This is a genomic window from Candidatus Acidianus copahuensis, from assembly GCF_000632495.1.
GTDB classification, from domain to species: domain Archaea; phylum Thermoproteota; class Thermoprotei_A; order Sulfolobales; family Sulfolobaceae; genus Acidianus; species Acidianus copahuensis.
Genome location: NZ_JFZT01000061.1, coordinates 1 through 15,521 on the forward strand (window position 1 = coordinate 1; position 15,521 = coordinate 15,521).

Annotated in this window: 14 protein-coding genes; 5 read left to right on the forward strand and 9 right to left on the reverse strand. The window is 36.5% G+C overall.

The window, feature by feature from the left end; translation table 11 throughout:
• Positions 1-285: 285 nt before the first annotated feature.
• The 3 genes from CM19_RS11295 to CM19_RS11305 are packed head-to-tail and all read left to right on the forward strand — an operon-like array spanning position 286 to position 1,111.
• A complete protein-coding gene (locus CM19_RS11295) occupies positions 286-480 on the forward strand; it encodes a hypothetical protein (RefSeq protein WP_048100556.1) in 195 nt (64 codons plus the stop codon).
• Positions 477-824: a hypothetical protein gene (locus CM19_RS11300; RefSeq protein WP_048100557.1), complete on the forward strand. Its 348-nt coding sequence runs from the start codon at positions 477-479 to the stop codon at positions 822-824. Before CM19_RS11295 ends, CM19_RS11300 begins: the two co-directional genes overlap by 4 nt.
• A complete protein-coding gene (locus CM19_RS11305) occupies positions 821-1,111 on the forward strand; it encodes a hypothetical protein (protein WP_048100558.1) in 291 nt (96 codons plus the stop codon). The genes CM19_RS11300 and CM19_RS11305 overlap by 4 nt, the downstream gene beginning before the upstream one ends.
• Before the next feature lie 449 nt (positions 1,112-1,560).
• On the opposite strand, the gene proC is transcribed toward CM19_RS11305, so the two are convergent.
• The 6 genes from proC to CM19_RS12635 all read right to left on the reverse strand — a co-directional run bounded on the left by proC (position 1,561) and on the right by CM19_RS12635 (position 10,093).
• Entirely contained in the window at positions 1,561-2,352 is a 792-nt protein-coding gene (gene proC / locus CM19_RS11310) for a pyrroline-5-carboxylate reductase (RefSeq protein WP_048100559.1), read from the reverse strand.
• A gap of 98 nt (positions 2,353-2,450) precedes the next feature.
• Positions 2,451-4,478, reverse strand: a complete 2,028-nt coding sequence (locus tag CM19_RS11315) for a xanthine dehydrogenase family protein molybdopterin-binding subunit (protein ID WP_048100560.1) — start codon at positions 4,476-4,478, stop codon at positions 2,451-2,453.
• Positions 4,479-4,548: 70 nt separating this feature from the next.
• Positions 4,549-6,153 (reverse strand): APC family permease, encoded by a 1,605-nt coding sequence (locus CM19_RS11320; RefSeq protein ID WP_048100561.1) that lies wholly within the window; start codon positions 6,151-6,153, stop codon positions 4,549-4,551.
• A gap of 152 nt (positions 6,154-6,305) precedes the next feature.
• Complete coding sequence (locus CM19_RS11325; RefSeq protein WP_048100562.1) at positions 6,306-7,598, reverse strand: APC family permease; 1,293 nt, start codon at positions 7,596-7,598, stop codon at positions 6,306-6,308.
• 68 nt (positions 7,599-7,666) lie between these two features.
• Positions 7,667-8,626: a nucleoside hydrolase gene (locus tag CM19_RS11330; protein ID WP_048100563.1), complete on the reverse strand. Its 960-nt coding sequence runs from the start codon at positions 8,624-8,626 to the stop codon at positions 7,667-7,669.
• 225 nt (positions 8,627-8,851) lie between these two features.
• Positions 8,852-10,093: a cryptochrome/photolyase family protein gene (locus CM19_RS12635; protein ID WP_160164885.1), complete on the reverse strand. Its 1,242-nt coding sequence runs from the start codon at positions 10,091-10,093 to the stop codon at positions 8,852-8,854.
• A gap of 598 nt (positions 10,094-10,691) precedes the next feature.
• On the opposite strand from CM19_RS12635, the gene CM19_RS11340 reads away from it, so the two are divergent.
• A complete protein-coding gene (locus CM19_RS11340) occupies positions 10,692-11,561 on the forward strand; it encodes a DMT family transporter (RefSeq protein ID WP_048100564.1) in 870 nt (289 codons plus the stop codon).
• Between the two features lie 17 nt (positions 11,562-11,578).
• Here the strand turns inward: CM19_RS11340 and CM19_RS11345 are convergent, their stop codons facing one another.
• The 3 genes from CM19_RS11345 to CM19_RS11355 are packed head-to-tail and all read right to left on the reverse strand — an operon-like array spanning position 11,579 to position 14,413.
• The gene (locus tag CM19_RS11345; protein WP_048100565.1) at positions 11,579-12,868 is read right to left on the reverse strand and encodes a phenylacetate--CoA ligase family protein; all 1,290 of its coding nucleotides are present in this window, start codon (positions 12,866-12,868) and stop codon (positions 11,579-11,581) included.
• Positions 12,868-13,248: a Zn-ribbon domain-containing OB-fold protein gene (locus CM19_RS11350; protein WP_048100566.1), complete on the reverse strand. Its 381-nt coding sequence runs from the start codon at positions 13,246-13,248 to the stop codon at positions 12,868-12,870. Before CM19_RS11350 ends, CM19_RS11345 begins: the two co-directional genes overlap by 1 nt.
• Positions 13,249-13,252: 4 nt before the next feature.
• Positions 13,253-14,413, reverse strand: a complete 1,161-nt coding sequence (locus CM19_RS11355; protein ID WP_048100567.1) for a thiolase domain-containing protein — start codon at positions 14,411-14,413, stop codon at positions 13,253-13,255.
• A gap of 339 nt (positions 14,414-14,752) precedes the next feature.
• Here CM19_RS11355 and CM19_RS11360 point away from each other — a divergent pair, with 339 nt between their 5' ends.
• Positions 14,753-15,520 (forward strand): enoyl-CoA hydratase-related protein, encoded by a 768-nt coding sequence (locus CM19_RS11360; RefSeq protein WP_048100568.1) that lies wholly within the window; start codon positions 14,753-14,755, stop codon positions 15,518-15,520.
• Position 15,521 lies beyond the last annotated feature (1 nt).

A 15,521-nucleotide genomic window follows, 5' to 3' on the forward strand; every position in this document is an offset into this window, starting at 1 on the left:
AATAAAAGATAGAAAAAGTTATAAGCTTTTACTATAATATTTTCTATATAAAGGTGCTTAAAATGGATGTAAAAATGTTAAATAAGTTTATACTTATTTCCTCATCAGTGTTTTACTCAATTAATATTATACTTTCCATTTCACTTTATACAGTATTAACAATTACATCATACAGTATTAACAATTACATCCTTACCAATAGCGAATATAGTTCTAAGATCAGTTTTAATATCTGTTCCTCTCATATCAGGCGTTTTCAACGCCCTAATTCTTGGAATGATCTCTATGAGCTTAAGATATGCAGAATACTACGGAATAGCTAAATCTAGTTTAGCGATAGCAATATACTTGGGGTACTTCTTCGCCTTTAGACCAGCTAACTATATTGCCTATATCATGTTTGCAATTATTGCACTATGTATAATACAAATAGGTGATCTAATGATCTATGCTAAACTACAGAAGGAAATGTTTGGATGAGAAGCGTGATTTTCTTGTTATTAAAAATAAAAATAAAAGGAGAGGAAATTCTTCCCTCTCAGATTAAGGGGAAGATGGCTTACGAGAAAAACGCTGTGCTTATAGCTAAAACGCCTGCTAGAGTGTTGTTTGTAGACTTTGTAGGTCAATGCTGTTTAGGATCGTATTCTCCTCCGCCTTTCCTCTCTAGCAAGATGTTCTATTACGAAATAATCTACATTCCAGAGGAATACTCAAAGTATTTGCCATGCATAGCTCTTGAAGTAGAAAAATCTCTGAATCCACTATATAGGAATAAGAGATTGTATTGCGATGGCGAAATAACCGTGCTGATCGAAAAATGAATTTACAAGATTTACTTTCATGCAATGACATTAGGCTTAATAAAAACGACGAGGTGCTAGTAACAGTTGATAACGTGAAATTAATTTTTACCTTTTCCATCAATTTTTCTCTAATCACTGAAATCATATTAAAATGTAAGAACTATAAGAGTAATTGCAGAATAATAATAGATACTAGAACAGAAAAGGTAATAGCTATTGAGACACAAGGGTTTAAGGAAGAGAAGATAAAGAAAGTAATTTCGGAGTGCTTTAGGGAAAAAGGTATTCTTTATAAACAAATTTAATTTTGTAATAAATATTAAATTATATTATGGATTATATCGCACTTCTCTTTTCCTTAAATGCTTATGTTGGTTTCACGGAGTATATGGATTTCTTGGTTTAGCCTTTCTGCTTCAAGCAGACATAGTCTTGTTTGAGGTAAGTATATATACTCAGCCTCCAAGATCTGAAGGTAGTTCATGATTCATAAGAGATGAAATATTAAGTTAAACTAGAATCAGCTAGCATAACTAATTTCTAGCTTAGAAAAGGCCTCTGCAAAGCGTAAGGTGATCTTTTACACGATCACATAAGTTTATCCTGCGCTTACCTCCGAGTTCTTTCTTACTTTTCAATTTGTCACTTGAAGATCTCATTTTATCATGTAAAGGGAGAAGTTTTTGAAAACGTTTTTAACTTTACTATGAAAACTTTTCTGCTTATTTAATTCAATTTTAAATAGATTCTTAAATCATACATTTAATTTTTCTCTAATTCCCTTATCTATTTCATCTCCTATTTCTCTTGATCTCTTAAATGCTGCCTCTATTGTTTCCATTAACGCGGATTTTACTCCTTCTCTTTCTAGAATGGCCAGACCTCTTATTGTTGTTCCTGCTGGAGTAGTTACTTCGTCTCTTAAATTGGAGGGATGATATGCCTTTGCCTTTAACATATTTGCAGTGCCTTTCATCACGTCCAATACGGCATGATACGCTAGATCTCTTGGAATTCCTACAGAAACTCCTCCCATTACTAGAGCATCTATAATCTCTGCAAGGAATGCCGGTCCGCTACCTACAAGAGCAGTCCATGCATCTATGAGTTCCTCTTGAACCCAATAGACCTTACCGAAACTTTCTAAAATCTCTGTTACTAATGAATCTTCTTCTCCCGCTACAGCAGTACTAGACTCTAGAATTGAGGCATTTATGTTAGGCATTGCTCTAAAGACCTTGGTTTTTGTTATTCTCGTAAGCGTAGATAGCTTAACTCCTGCCATGACAGAAACCACAGTTTTTCCTTCCCAACTTTTTACTTGAGAAACCACTGAAGGGAAATGGTACGGTTTCACGCTTAATATAACAACGTCTGATCCTTTTACTGCATAGCTATTGTCTGTTGTTGTTTCTATACCTAGATCCTTGATTCTCGCCAAAGTTTCTTTACTTCTAGCAGTTGCTATTACTTCGTATTTTCCTATTATCGACTTAATAATTGATGTTCCTATTTTTCCAGAACCGACTACAGCTATTTTCAACATACAAGATTTGTTCGAAAAGAAAATAATGAGTTTTGAGTCAGTTTATTTTGATCCGCATTAATGAAAAGAAATCTCTTCTTAAATCACTTCGATATGGATTAAAGCTGAGTTAGTTCCTCCATTTTTATAGGTGTTCTTCTAAACTTTTTCCTTGTAGCCTTTTCTATTGCAATGAAAACTGAACTTAACGCACCTGTAGTTCCACTTTCTCCTACTCCCCTACTCCCTGTTGCTACAGGAGATGGAACTTCCACTTCCTCTAATTCAACGTTAAAAGCCTGTGTTGAGTCAGCAACTCCTGCGTCCGCTATAGATGAGAATAAAGGATTTCCTTGTTTATCGTATTCAGAACTTTCCCATAATACTTGAGATACACCCTGAAGGATTCCACCCATTAGTTGCCCCTCCACTTCTTCCTTAACAAGAACTTTACCAACGTCTTCTATAGCGTAATAAAATGGGACTCTCACTATACCCCTGTCATCAACGTCAACTACAGCTACATGAGCTCCAGGTGAAAATACGTCTTCTGACCTGTAGAATACATCTACCTCAATATTAGACTGCGTAATATCTTTTACTTTTTTCCTTATCTCTTGACAGGCTGTTAGTACCGCTGATCCTCCCATCGTACCTCCTCTCGAACCAAAACTTCCAATTCCCTCTTTTAGGTTTTCTGTATCATTAGTATATACCTCTATTTTATCCATTGGAATTCCAAGAGCTTGTGACGCAATTCTAGAGTATGTTTCTTCATATGCCTGTCCATGAGGTCCAGTTCCAACATATATTTTTACTCTTCCGTTATTTATCTTTACTTTGGCCCCCTCTCCAGGAGATAACCTTACCTGTTCGCTAGTCAGTACTAGTGAAACTCCCTTTTCTCTGAATTTTTCCTTCATTTTATTAAAAACCTGTTTTGCCTTTGAGAAAACTAGTGAGTATCCTGCAGGATCATACTTAAGACCTAGTGGTGTAATATACCCCGTGTCTGGAACTAGATTTCTTTCTCGTACGTAAATTGAATCCTTTCCTATAACCTCAGAGAAATCCTCAACTAGAGTCTCAAGGATAAGGGCTGCCTCTGGTCTTCCTGCGCCTCTATATGGCCCAGTTGGTGGAAGATTTGTAAACACACCTAAAGACCTTACTCTGGCAAACCTCATTTTGTAAGGGCCTGTAAGAAGGGATGCAATGAACGCTGCAGTTGTTGTATTTCGAGTATAGTTAAACGCTCCTAGATCGTTCCATATTGTTCCTTCAATTCCTAAAATTTCTCCATCTCTATTACCGTAAAGTTTAACTTTTGATTTTACTCCTCTGCCTATTGTTGGATTTGTTAGATGTTCCCTCCTGGTCTCGATCCATTTAACAGGTCTCTTCACTTTCATAGATGCTATACTTGCTAGGATATATTCTGGGTAGGACGGAACCTTATTCCCAAATCCTCCTCCTACGTTATACGCCTTTACTATAATTTTTTCAGGATTTAGACCTAAAGATTCACTTAAATCATCCCTTATTCTAAATGCGGATTGGAAGGAACCAGTTACGTGTAATACTTCTCCGTCCCAATAAACAATTATTCCCTTAGGCTCAATTGGGTTAGAGATGATCCTTGTCTGTTCCATCTCCCTTTCTACTACGATTTCTGCTTTTTCCTTTGCTGATATTTCACCTCCTTCTAGCACTTTATCAGTTGAAATATTACTCTTAGTATTAGGATGAATAGGTTCGTTTTGGAGGGAATCGTCTATACTAATCGACGGTCTTAGCTCTTCGTAGTCTATACCTACCTCTTCCGCTATATCTTCTCCTTCATACCTATCTTCACTCAAAAATGCCAAAACTGGTTGACCTACGAAATTCACTCTTCCATCAGCTAGAACTGGCATTTTGACTATATTTCCAGACTTTAAAGTGTAGGGATCTGCGCTGACCGGCATATATATCTTTACATCGTCCCATGTCAATGTAAGGAGGGACCTTGAAGGCAATGATATGTCATTAATTTCCCCTCTAGCTATGCTTGACCTTACTACGTAGAGGTATACGACGTCCTTAACTTCTATATCATCAACGTATTTTCCCTTTCCTAGGATCTTAGGTAAATCATCCCGTATCATGAAGTCAATAATGATATTAAACTTAAAAGTAAATCCTCAAACTTGTTAAATGTAAAGTTTTTTAAAAAAATTATTCTGGAGGTATTTCCTTGAAAACAAGGTTCATCTCTATTCCTTTCCTGGAGTTCATATATTTTGCTAGAAAATATATTCCTATTCCTGATCCATACATGGCTATTAATGATACAAACGTTAAGAGATTTACAGGTAAAAGCACAGGATTATTCCATGTAATAAGTAATGAGTATACTAGAAATCCAAAAACAGAGAAACCAATTAAGGAGACCAGCGGAATTCCCATTATCTTTGTTTTACTTGCAGAAACTCTCCTATACATATCCTTTTTTATGAATGGCATTAGAGCTGTAGTTAGAGCAAATACAGCATATCCGACTTGAAAAACTACTGTCACATCTACTATGGATATTTCAGGAACAAACGCATACAGCAGAACTCCAATTAACCCGACAACAAAAGTTAATAAGGTAGCTTTTACAGGTATGTGAAGTTTATCGTTAACATCTGCAAAACTCTCAGGCATTATCCTGTCAAAAGACCAAGAGAATAGGTATCTAGTTAGCGATATAACGAGAGGAGGATTACTGTAAAAGTTAGGTAACCAAAAAGCTATCCACATTAGAACGAAAACTATTAGGCTATGATTAACCAATAGTGCGAAGAATGGAGTAAATGGACCTATTGAAGACAAGGAATTATATACAGTGTCGTTCAAAGAATTGCTGGAAATGTAGGACCAACTTACTAGGAACTTTTCACCAAAAGCGTGTATGTTCAAGAATGTAAATAAAATATAATATATTCCGATAAAGATAACTGAAATTATTATAGATAGAAGTGAGTTAAACTTAACTTTTTTCATTTCACCGCTCCAAGAAGCTGGAAGATTATACCATGTAAAGTAATACCACACTACTGGTATCGCGATAAGAGAAGCTTGAAGTTCAGGAAGGAAGGAAAGACCTTTTGAACTCGCGTATGTTATTACGCTAGAATATGCGTCGTGTAAGCCAGTGAAAGAGGAAAGGGCCGATGAGAAACTCGAGGGAGTTATCATCGCTAATACAATAAAAGTAATTAATGTTGTTATAATTGATATTATTCCAGTTATAGCTATAAATTTCCAGCCGTATTTTCCTAGAACGGCAATGAAGGCTGAAAGTACGAGAACTATTATGCCAACTATAACGCTTCCTATATTACTGCCAAAAAAATTGCCAAAATTAATCAGGAATGTATTTGAAGAGTAAAGCCCAATTCCTGTAAACAAATAAGCAAACCATTGAGCCGCTAAATAACTATATAGGCCTAGAGATAAGGAGAAAGCAATCCATAAAGCCCAGTAGTTAGTAAATCCCACTAAGGGATGAGATGATCTAGCGTTAAATACGTAATCTCCCCCAGCCCTTGGAGTTGAAATTGAGGCCAAATAAAAGAGAAACGCCATCCCCATAGTAGGGACTAAAGATATTAGGTAGGATAATGTCCAATTAGCCCCTGGGGCAAGATAAAGCCATTCAACTATTAAAATAGGTATTCCTCCTGTAACTAGACCAAAAGTTGCAAAAAAAGATGCCCATGGACTTACTTCTCTAACAAGACCAGATGATTGCCTAATAAAGACAGATTGAGAAGTATCTGTATTTTCTTTTCCCATCTCTCGGTCTCGATCTTCTTTGACTTATTAAATTTTTCTTTAAACATTATTACGTCCGTAGTAAAATTTTTTCTTTTTGATAGAACAAAAGATTACTTAATTAATCCTTCCTTTAAATCTTTAACTCAAGAATATAAATCCAGTAATGCTGATTAACCTTTTGAATTCATTTTCTTTAGAAGAGTTTGATGAATAATAGCCATGATAACACCTGCGATTAGAGTGTATACTCCTATCATGTTCACACTACTATATACTCCATATCCCATCAAAAAAGATGCAGATATTCCTAAAAGGATATCTAACAAACCAGACCTGTAGTTTTTCTTTGCAAAAAATGGATAAACCGCAGATACTATAACATGAGACACATATAAAGATATCAAGGAGGAAGCCGTTGTTAGGTCATAAACCTCAAAGTAATTTCCAGTAGTTCCAGCGATCAAGTTAATGGTTAAGAAGAAGACTGCAATTACCAGTATAGATAAAATCATATTCCTATTCAGCATAGTGAATGTAAGTCTTGACAGAGCCACGTATGCAGCTGTTACTGATCCTATTAGGCTATTTATTGTCAGTATGAAGAAGATTAAGGAGAAATCGTAACCCATCAATTTTTGTGATATGTAAAAACCAGGATAATCTGTTATCGATAACAGCGAACTAACTCCTTGATTACTGAATCCTGCGAACGCTATCTCAAAATATGATGCGAATATTATTGCTACTGCAGCAATCCAGTAAGCAATCGCATATGATTTTCCCACTGTTTTTCCTCTGCCCTTAGCTTCATAGCCTAAAAAGAAGGAAGCACCGCCTCCAGCCAAAGTGAAGCCAACTGCCAAGGATCCGGAAATAAAGTTTGTGGGATTCACAGAAAGCTGAAAAGGGCTTCCAGAAATACCAGTAATACTTAATACCTTAATTCCAAGAATTATTAAAAGTGTGATTTCCAATATTGTAGATATAAAAGTGTAAAATAGAGGAGGCTTTGCTCCTGTTAACAGCAGGAGAGTCAGAGCTATTGGTATTGATATCTCAATCAAGGAAAGATAGAATATAGGAAGCTGAAACTCAGAAGGCAAAACAATTCCTACAAGGTAAGTTGTAGCTGAGGGTAAGTATATAGCGTAGCTTATCCAGTAAAACCAGCCAGCTAGACTACCTACCATTTGACCCTTCGCAGACTTAGCAAAGTCGTATATCCCGCCTGTAGTTCCAATAATTTTCGAATACCTATAACCTATTAAAACCCACAAAAAATATATCAATGAACCTACAATGGATGCTAGAAAGGTTGAGGCATAAGAATCATAAAGAGCATAAGTTAAGTAAGCTGAGGCTGAACCTAAAGGCGCTATTGAAGAGAGGGATTGGGCATATATCAAGTAAGATGGAAGGGATTCCTCTCTCGGATTCAACTTATCTGAGAGCTTTCTAAACATAAATGTCTTTAGCTCAAAGAAATGTTATAAATCTAACTATATGGATAAGCTATCCAGCCGTTTAAAAACTAAAACCACTTCAATACGCTTTCTAGAAATACCGTGAACGCATAGTAATTTATATCATAAACAACTTCGGCATTCCATTCTTTTTTCCTTACATGACCTGGACCAACGTAGTCAACTATTGACAGACCTCTACTTTCGCAATCGCAATTTTCTACATTGACGTTTTCCTGTCTTACATCTACAGCTATGTCCTTGTCGAGGGCAACTGCGGTTGTAATAACGTCAGGGTGAGGGTTTCCCCTCATTCCTTGCATCTTAGACGAAAATTGCCTATAAAATGAATACATATCTTTGTAAAGGGAAGATAGCATTGTCCCTAATGTCGATAACCTATCAAAAGTATCTTGATCTATTGCATTTTTTACTGCAACTTCCCAAGGAACCAGAGTTATTTTCTTCTTAAATGCATTCATTACTATTTTTGCTGCATCTGGATCGACCCAGAAATTATATTCAGCTACAGGTGTGATATTCCCTCTAGCATAAACCGCTCCTCCCATTATATATACTCTCTTAATTCTCTGAACAACGCTAGGATCTCTAAGATAGGCCAGCGCTAAATTGGTAAGCGGAGAAATTGCTAAAAATTCTATTTCATATTTTTTACTCAAATTTATAATAGCTGTAGACGCATCTTCTTCGCCTAGAAAAGATGTATTTTTAACAAGGGGAGAAATTTCTCCTAAACCAGATCTGCCATGTACTTCTTCTACGGTTTTAAAGTCCTTAATGAGCGGTCTACTAGATCCTTTATATACTTTTAGATCTTCTATGTCTATACCATTATCTCTCAAAAAATTAATAGCCCAGAGCGCATTATTTACTTCCGTTTCAAATTCTACGTTTCCTTCAACTACAGTTAATGCATGAACCTTAACTCCTTTTGCTAATAGGGATATTAAGCTTAAAATGTCATCCTCTGCTGTATCGCAATCTATTATAAAATGTCTTTCAGGCATAAGTATATTAAGAGAGGTTAAAGTAAAGCTTTACTGAGAATAGATTGAAGATGTTTTATAGTTGTCTAAGTTTTAAGATACAAATTAATCGAACTCCTTCCATACCTTTTCATCCTACCATATAATACTTTTATAATTTCGTAAACGTCAGTAAGTCAAGGTAAAGTAATATGATCGTTTTGAATATTACTTAGATATCTTTCTGTTTAGCGTTGTAGTTCCCAGCTAGGTTTCCATGTAGCCCTTGTATCTCCTTACAAATTCATCATAACTTCCGAGGTCAGCTATTGGTGTTACATATCCGATTTTGATCACTCTTTCCTTTCCCAGCTTCCATGGTTCGTGGACAAGAGGTCCTTCCACATCTCTCAGTTCTTCTACCCATTTTTTAATGTATTCTCCCCTTGGATCAATTCTCTTACCTTGTTCAACGATATTAAATTTTCGTAGCGGTCTCATGTCAGTGCCAACTCCTGCAATCCACTGCCAATTACCTAAATTTATAACGAAGTCTCCATCAAGTAAGTTCTTCATAAAATACTCCATCCCCTTTCTCCAGTCAATTAGTAGAACCTTAGTCAAAAAATATGAAGTAAGTAATCTTAACTTATTTTCCATAAGCCCGGTAACGTTCAATTCCCTCATCCCAGCGTCTACGATTGGATATCCTGTCTTTCCTTCCGTCCAAGCCTTAAAGATCTCTTCTTTATTTTCCCATATTTCCTTCCTTCTAATCCCATTGATTAGAGAGAAGTCAGACGTGTACAGTTGATAATAGAAATCCCTCCAACAAAGCTGTCTCCTAAACTCCTCGTTAACTTTTGCGTGAAACGCTGTCCTTGTGGATAGTAACCCTATTTTAAAGAAATGGGAAAGACCGGATCTTCTTTCCGGATATTCGTCGTCCTTAAACTCCTCAAGTTTTTGGAGAGCGTAATCTTCAGAAGCTGGAGGGATCTTAAATCCCTTAAAGAGTTCAGGAGGCTCATTGCCTTCTCCTATAAAATTACCGCTGGCTCTAGGCTTAACCCTTTCCTTTTCCACATTTTTCCACTTAATGTAATATGGTGTAAAAATCCTATAGACGGGTAGTTCACCTCTTTCTACTAACACGTGATCTTTGAAGTGAAGACACTTTACGGTTCTGCATATTTCAGAATCACGTCTACTAGCATAGAAACCGTAATCTCTATTAAAAAACAAATAATCTGAATTTATATTTTTGTAAAATTCATGAATTAAATTTACTGGATTACCATAAAGTATTGTTAGAGGAATTTCTTTCCTTAAGGATTTTATAGCTTCAAGGTAGAACTGTGCCCTTCTAGGTGACGTATCTTCTCTAAACATAATGTTTGGATCTATAACCAAAACAGGAAATACCTTTTCACACCTTTCAGATGCCTCTGATAAAGCTGTATTGTCATGTATTCGTAAATCCCTTCTAAACCAGAATACACACTTCATAAACCTCATCCATCCTGTAGTAAAGTTTTCTGCATTAGGTGGTTATTTCTAGTTAAGAATTTTGAGTAAGGAGAATTTAACGAGATATAATTTTCAGCGGGTAAAAAGAACAAGGAAAGAAAGGAATCGAGCATAGAAGGACTCGAAAAATCTACGTCTAGTCAAATAAGATGTTCATAAGTAACTCAACCCTTGTAGGGTCATAGGTTTCCTCTCAGAAAAGTCTCTGATCATCCCTTGGACAAATAGAACTAAGAGAATAACCCATTTAGCGGACTTAAGAAAATTCTAGAATGCAAAACTCAATGATGTTCTTTGTTTAGCGATTTGCGAACAGAACTCGTCTCCCCTAATAAAACAGTTATTTTTCTCAATTGAAAGAAAAAATTCTTGATACTTATATTCTAAATTCCATTCTATATCATTATAACTATTGAGTTTTAACACAGCTTAATTTAAATGCTATTTAATTAAGGAAGTTCCAGTTTAATAAAATATTTGGATTGATATAATTTTTACATACTTCAACCACCTTAGCTTTTAAAAAAACAAGTAAATAGCTTTAAAAGCTGAACATTACAAGTCTGCTTTGACCTTAGTGAATAAAATATTATATTTCCTTATTCCTTACATCACCCTATCAACTTTTAATTATGAATTTGCTAAAGAAGCAGTTACCTATTCAACTCCATTCGTCTTTAACTTAATTAGATATATTACTTCAGCAATAATTTTCCTCGTATTAGGAGGAAAGCTAATCCTTAGTAAAGACATTTTGTTCCTTTCAGCTATGACGACGACAAGTTCTGTACTATGGGCTTATGGGCTTCTTTACGTTTCACCAGCAGAAAGTGCTGTACTCAGCTATTCAATGCCATTATTTGCTATTCCAATAGCTCTGCTTATTGTCAAGGAAAATCCCTCGCCATATGAACTTCTAGGTCTCGGAATTGGATTCTCAGGGATACTAATTTACTCTATACCTTTAATGAAAGGTTCGATCGGTCTTGGAGCTCTTATAACCGTTGTAAACGCAATCTTCTGGGCCGGCTTCACAGTTTACTATAGAAAATTGAAGGATAAAGATCCATATGATATTAATGCTTCTCAGTTCATCTTAGGATCTCTTCTCCTCCTACCATTTGCTCCAATCGGTTTTGGAATAAAACTCAATACTTTCTTCATAGATGGCATTGCTTACACTTCAATTATTGGAGGAGCGTTATCTTTCTTCCTTTGGAATATGTTAGCTAAACTAGAGAGAGTTGCTAAGCTAACAGTAATGACTTTTTCCGTACCAATCTTCTCAACTATTATCCAGAGCATTGAAACATATGACCTCCCTCAATTATCGCAAGTTTTAGGAATATCAGTAATGTTCACCGGAATTCTTATCTCGAGATTAGGTAAAGGGATAAAGAAAAAATTCCAAGCTAAGAGAAATAAAATATTGCTTCAAGAAAAATAATTTCTTTACCTTATATACTATTTTATTATAACTCTTTTAGACTTTCCCTCATACCTTGGCAGGCTTCCTAACTGGACAAATTCTACCTCTGGAGTTACGAAAGCTACTCCCTGCACCTCGGAAGCTATCTTCTTTTTTAGAATCTCACTAGGTTCCTTCACCTCCAGTAGTATCAATAATTTCTGAGGATCCCTGGTAACCACTATTTGATGTTCTATAACTTCAGGATGAGATATAATTACACTACTTATCGCAGAGGGATAGAGTTTAACTCCCTTATAAAATATAACATCATCGGTTCTTCCTTTCAAGATAGAGATCTTGGGAAAGGCTATATCATCGTCACTTTCATTTAATCTAGTTATATCTCTTGTCCTATATCTAAGTAGAGGCATACCTTCTCTGCTTAAGTGAGTTATTACCATCTCTCCTTCCTCTCCTTCTCCTACGTTCTCTCCAGTCTCAGGATCAATAATCTCCACATAGAAGTGATCTGTCCATATATGGAGATACTCATGGTTATCATTAGGACATTCTTGAGCCATTCCTGGGCCTATTCCCTCAGTCATACCGTAGATCTCCCTAGCCCCTCCTCCTCTACTCTTCAGGAATAACTCATTCTCAATCCTCTTAAGGGTCTCAGTCGTCATGGCCTCGGCTCCTGGAATAGCTATCCTTAAGTTTAGATCTTTTTCTGGATCTATACCAAGCTCCCTTATTTTCTCTGCTATAAGCAGTTCATAAGATGGAGTTCCAGTTATTACTGTAGCTTTAAAGTCCTTCAATGTCTTGACTAGGGCCTCTGTCCTTCCAGTACTCCAAGGAATAACCTTGGAACCAATTTTTTGCAAACCAATATGCAGTCCTATTCCTCCTGTAAACAGACCATAACCATAAATGTTAGCTACAATATCCACCTTAGTAACTCCAGCTGACCTTAAAGATCTGGCTACTAGATTTGACCAAAGCTCTATATCAGAAGACGTATATGCACCAACAGTTGGGGTACCAGTAGTTCCGCTGGTCATATGCCAACCCACTAGTTCTGTCATGGGAACAGTGAGGAATTCTCCTCCGTAAGGATAACCGTATTTTCTTAGGTCATCCTTCGTTGTGAATGGTAGCTTCCTAAGTTCTTCTGGAGACCTTATATCATCTGGCGTTAGATTTCTCTCCTTCATAACTCTGTGGTAGAAAGGACTAGTTTCATAAACTCTTTTTATCATTCGTCTGAATCTAAATTGTTGTACATGGTGTATATCCTCTCTTGTAAGAGCATAAGGATCGGTCTCATCGTAACTTATCATTATACCACCACTCCTATAACCCTTTTACCATCAGTAGTTAGCTTAACATCTTTTCCTACCTTTGGAATTCCCTTTAACCAACACATTAAGTCGACGTTATCTTCATTTCTAACAATTCCAACAACATAATCTTCTTGATCGAAACCTTGCGGTTTTTGCTTTACAATGCTGAAAGTCATTATTTTTCCATTTTCCTTTAATTTTATCCATTCCATATCAGAGGAGAGACAGTTTGGACAATCCCTCTGAGGGGGATAGTAAATTGTACCGCATTTCTTACACTTAGTTGTCCACACTTCTCCTGCCTTTAGCCCCTCCCAAAACCTTTCATAACCTTGTATAGATACATCGTATTTTAGAAATAGTGGTATCCCTTCCATATCATCACCTTCCTAGAACTGTAACATACGCGTAATGTCCTGTCCCACCAACATTGTGGGTAAGACCTATATAATTCTTGAACGAATGTTGGACTGGTCCAGCCTCTTCCCTTAACTGCTTAACTACCTCGTATATCATGGCTAATCCTGTTGCACCTAATGGGTGACCCTTAGCCTTTAATCCGCCAAAGAGGTTAACTGCCACTTTTCCATCCTTTTCGGTCTGACCATCCCTTAGAAGTTTAGCCCCCTTTCCCTTTTCTGCAAATCCTAAATCCTCGTAGGCCATGATCTCAGCAATTGTAAAACAATCATGAACTGTTGCGTATTCCACATCAGTCGGGGAAACATGAGATGATGAATATGCCATAGCTGCTGCATCTTTAGCTGCCTTAAGCCCAGTCCATTCTCCTCTAGACGCTATTGACGACGTGTCACTTCCATAGCCGATCCCCTTAACCCAAACCGGTTCGGCGTGAAGTTTTCTTACAGCGTCTTCAGATGCAAAAATTGCCGCAGATGAACCATCACTTATCGGAGATGAGTCAAGCAGTTTTATAGGCCAAGATATAGGCCTAGACTTTAGAACTTCCTCAACTGTTACTTTATTTCTAAGATGAGCCTTTTCGTTTAATGAGGCATACTTATGTGCCTTAACAGATGCTAACGCCATATCTTCCTCAGTCGTTCCATAAACTGCCATATGTCTTGTGGCGTAAAGCGCGTAATAGGTAGGGAACGTTGTCCCGTACATATGAAACTCCCAAAGGTAATTTCCTCCTCTTCCTCCAATTGCTAGAGAGGCTGAGGTGTCTACTTCGGTCATCTTATCAAAGCCTATTGCAAGAACTATATCAGCCATGCCAGACGCTACTGCGTTAATTGCAGTAAAGGCAGCTGCTGAACCTGTTGCACAAGCAGCCTCTACCCTTATAGGTGATTTTCCAACTAAGCCGGAGTACTCTGAAGCTGGCGGAGCAGGATATATCTCCGTCCCCCTATATGCAGTACTACCAATAACGTTCAACTGAATATCCTTCTGAGTTAAGCCGGCGTCAATAAGAGCTTCCCTTACTGCCTCCCATGTTAATTCCCTTATCCCTACGTCATTCCTCCTACCGAATTTCGAGGAACCAATTCCTATTACTGCCACTCTTTTGTTCATAGCTAATATACATTGAATATTAAACCTTTATATCTTTTATTGATCATTTATATAATATCAAGATAAGAAGCATCTGTTTTTTATAATTAAAGGTATTTTTAATAACTTATATTAAAATTTTTTTAACTGGAAACACTCTATTGGGTTTAACTAATATTGTAGATATCTTTAAATAGAAGAAATGAATCCAGATAATTATTTTTATAAGATATATATGTAAAAATTTTCAGTGAAACAGGTCTAAATACATATATACTTTAAAATTATTTTGCCGTTTTATTATCAACCATTCACATAAAGGTAAAGAAATTTAAATTTAGTAATTAACAATCAAAAAGGATGTCTATGTTAGTAAACGTTGAGGATAGAGATAAATTTGAAATTATAACCTTAAACAGACCTGATAAGCTCAACGCTTTAGATGTAGATCTTAGGAAGGAATTTTTAAAGGTCTTAAAGGAATTCAACGCAGATTTAAAGAAAAGAGTTGCAATAATAACAGGTTCAGGCAGAGGATTTACAGTCGGCGCGGATATAGTATCCCTTCAGAATCTAGATAGCGCGGATTTGGCAAGCGATCTTAAGGAAACGTTTTATCCAATCATAAGGGAAATAAGGTTTGGGAACAAGATATACATCGCAGCAGTAAATGGAGTGACTGCAGGAATCGGTATAAGTATAGCGTTAGCATGTGACATTAGATTTGTAGCTAAAGGATCTAGATTTGTTCTCGCATTTCAAGGAATTGGGTTATCTCCAGATGGAGGATTAACGCTTATGCTTTCAAGACTTACATCAGGAGGTTTTGCACAGAAAGTGGTTTTTGAAGGAGAATTAAAGACAGAAGAGGCTGACAGTTTTAAGATCTTTAATGTCGTAGAAAATCCTCTTTCTGAGGCAATAAAGGTTGCAGAAAGAATATCCTCTGGCCCATTTAAAGCGTATTTAGCTACGAAAAAGCAAATAAATAAAGCGCTATTTTCAGATATGGAAGAATACCTTGATTATGAATCGTCTCTCCAAGGCTACTTAGGCAAAACTTCGGATTTTAAGGAAGGAGTTAAAGCATTTCTAGAGAAGAGAGAACCCATTTTTAGAGGTGAATAAC

Coding starts and splice junctions, on each gene's coding strand:
- CM19_RS11295 (WP_048100556.1), top strand. CDS start 286: ATGAGCTTAAGATATGCAGAATACTACGGAATAGCTAAATCTAGTTTA.
- CM19_RS11360 (WP_048100568.1), top strand. CDS start 14,753: ATGTCTATGTTAGTAAACGTTGAGGATAGAGATAAATTTGAAATTATA.
- CM19_RS11305 (WP_048100558.1), top strand. CDS start 821: ATGAATTTACAAGATTTACTTTCATGCAATGACATTAGGCTTAATAAA.
- CM19_RS11320 (WP_048100561.1), bottom strand. CDS start 6,153: ATGGGAAAAGAAAATACAGATACTTCTCAATCTGTCTTTATTAGGCAA.
- CM19_RS11330 (WP_048100563.1), bottom strand. CDS start 8,626: ATGCCTGAAAGACATTTTATAATAGATTGCGATACAGCAGAGGATGAC.
- CM19_RS11325 (WP_048100562.1), bottom strand. CDS start 7,598: ATGTTTAGAAAGCTCTCAGATAAGTTGAATCCGAGAGAGGAATCCCTT.
- CM19_RS12635 (WP_160164885.1), bottom strand. CDS start 10,093: ATGAAGTGTGTATTCTGGTTTAGAAGGGATTTACGAATACATGACAAT.
- CM19_RS11355 (WP_048100567.1), bottom strand. CDS start 14,413: ATGAACAAAAGAGTGGCAGTAATAGGAATTGGTTCCTCGAAATTCGGT.
- CM19_RS11350 (WP_048100566.1), bottom strand. CDS start 13,248: ATGGAAGGGATACCACTATTTCTAAAATACGATGTATCTATACAAGGT.
- CM19_RS11315 (WP_048100560.1), bottom strand. CDS start 4,478: ATGATACGGGATGATTTACCTAAGATCCTAGGAAAGGGAAAATACGTT.
- CM19_RS11345 (WP_048100565.1), bottom strand. CDS start 12,868: ATGATAAGTTACGATGAGACCGATCCTTATGCTCTTACAAGAGAGGAT.
- proC (WP_048100559.1), bottom strand. CDS start 2,352: ATGTTGAAAATAGCTGTAGTCGGTTCTGGAAAAATAGGAACATCAATT.
- CM19_RS11300 (WP_048100557.1), top strand. CDS start 477: ATGAGAAGCGTGATTTTCTTGTTATTAAAAATAAAAATAAAAGGAGAG.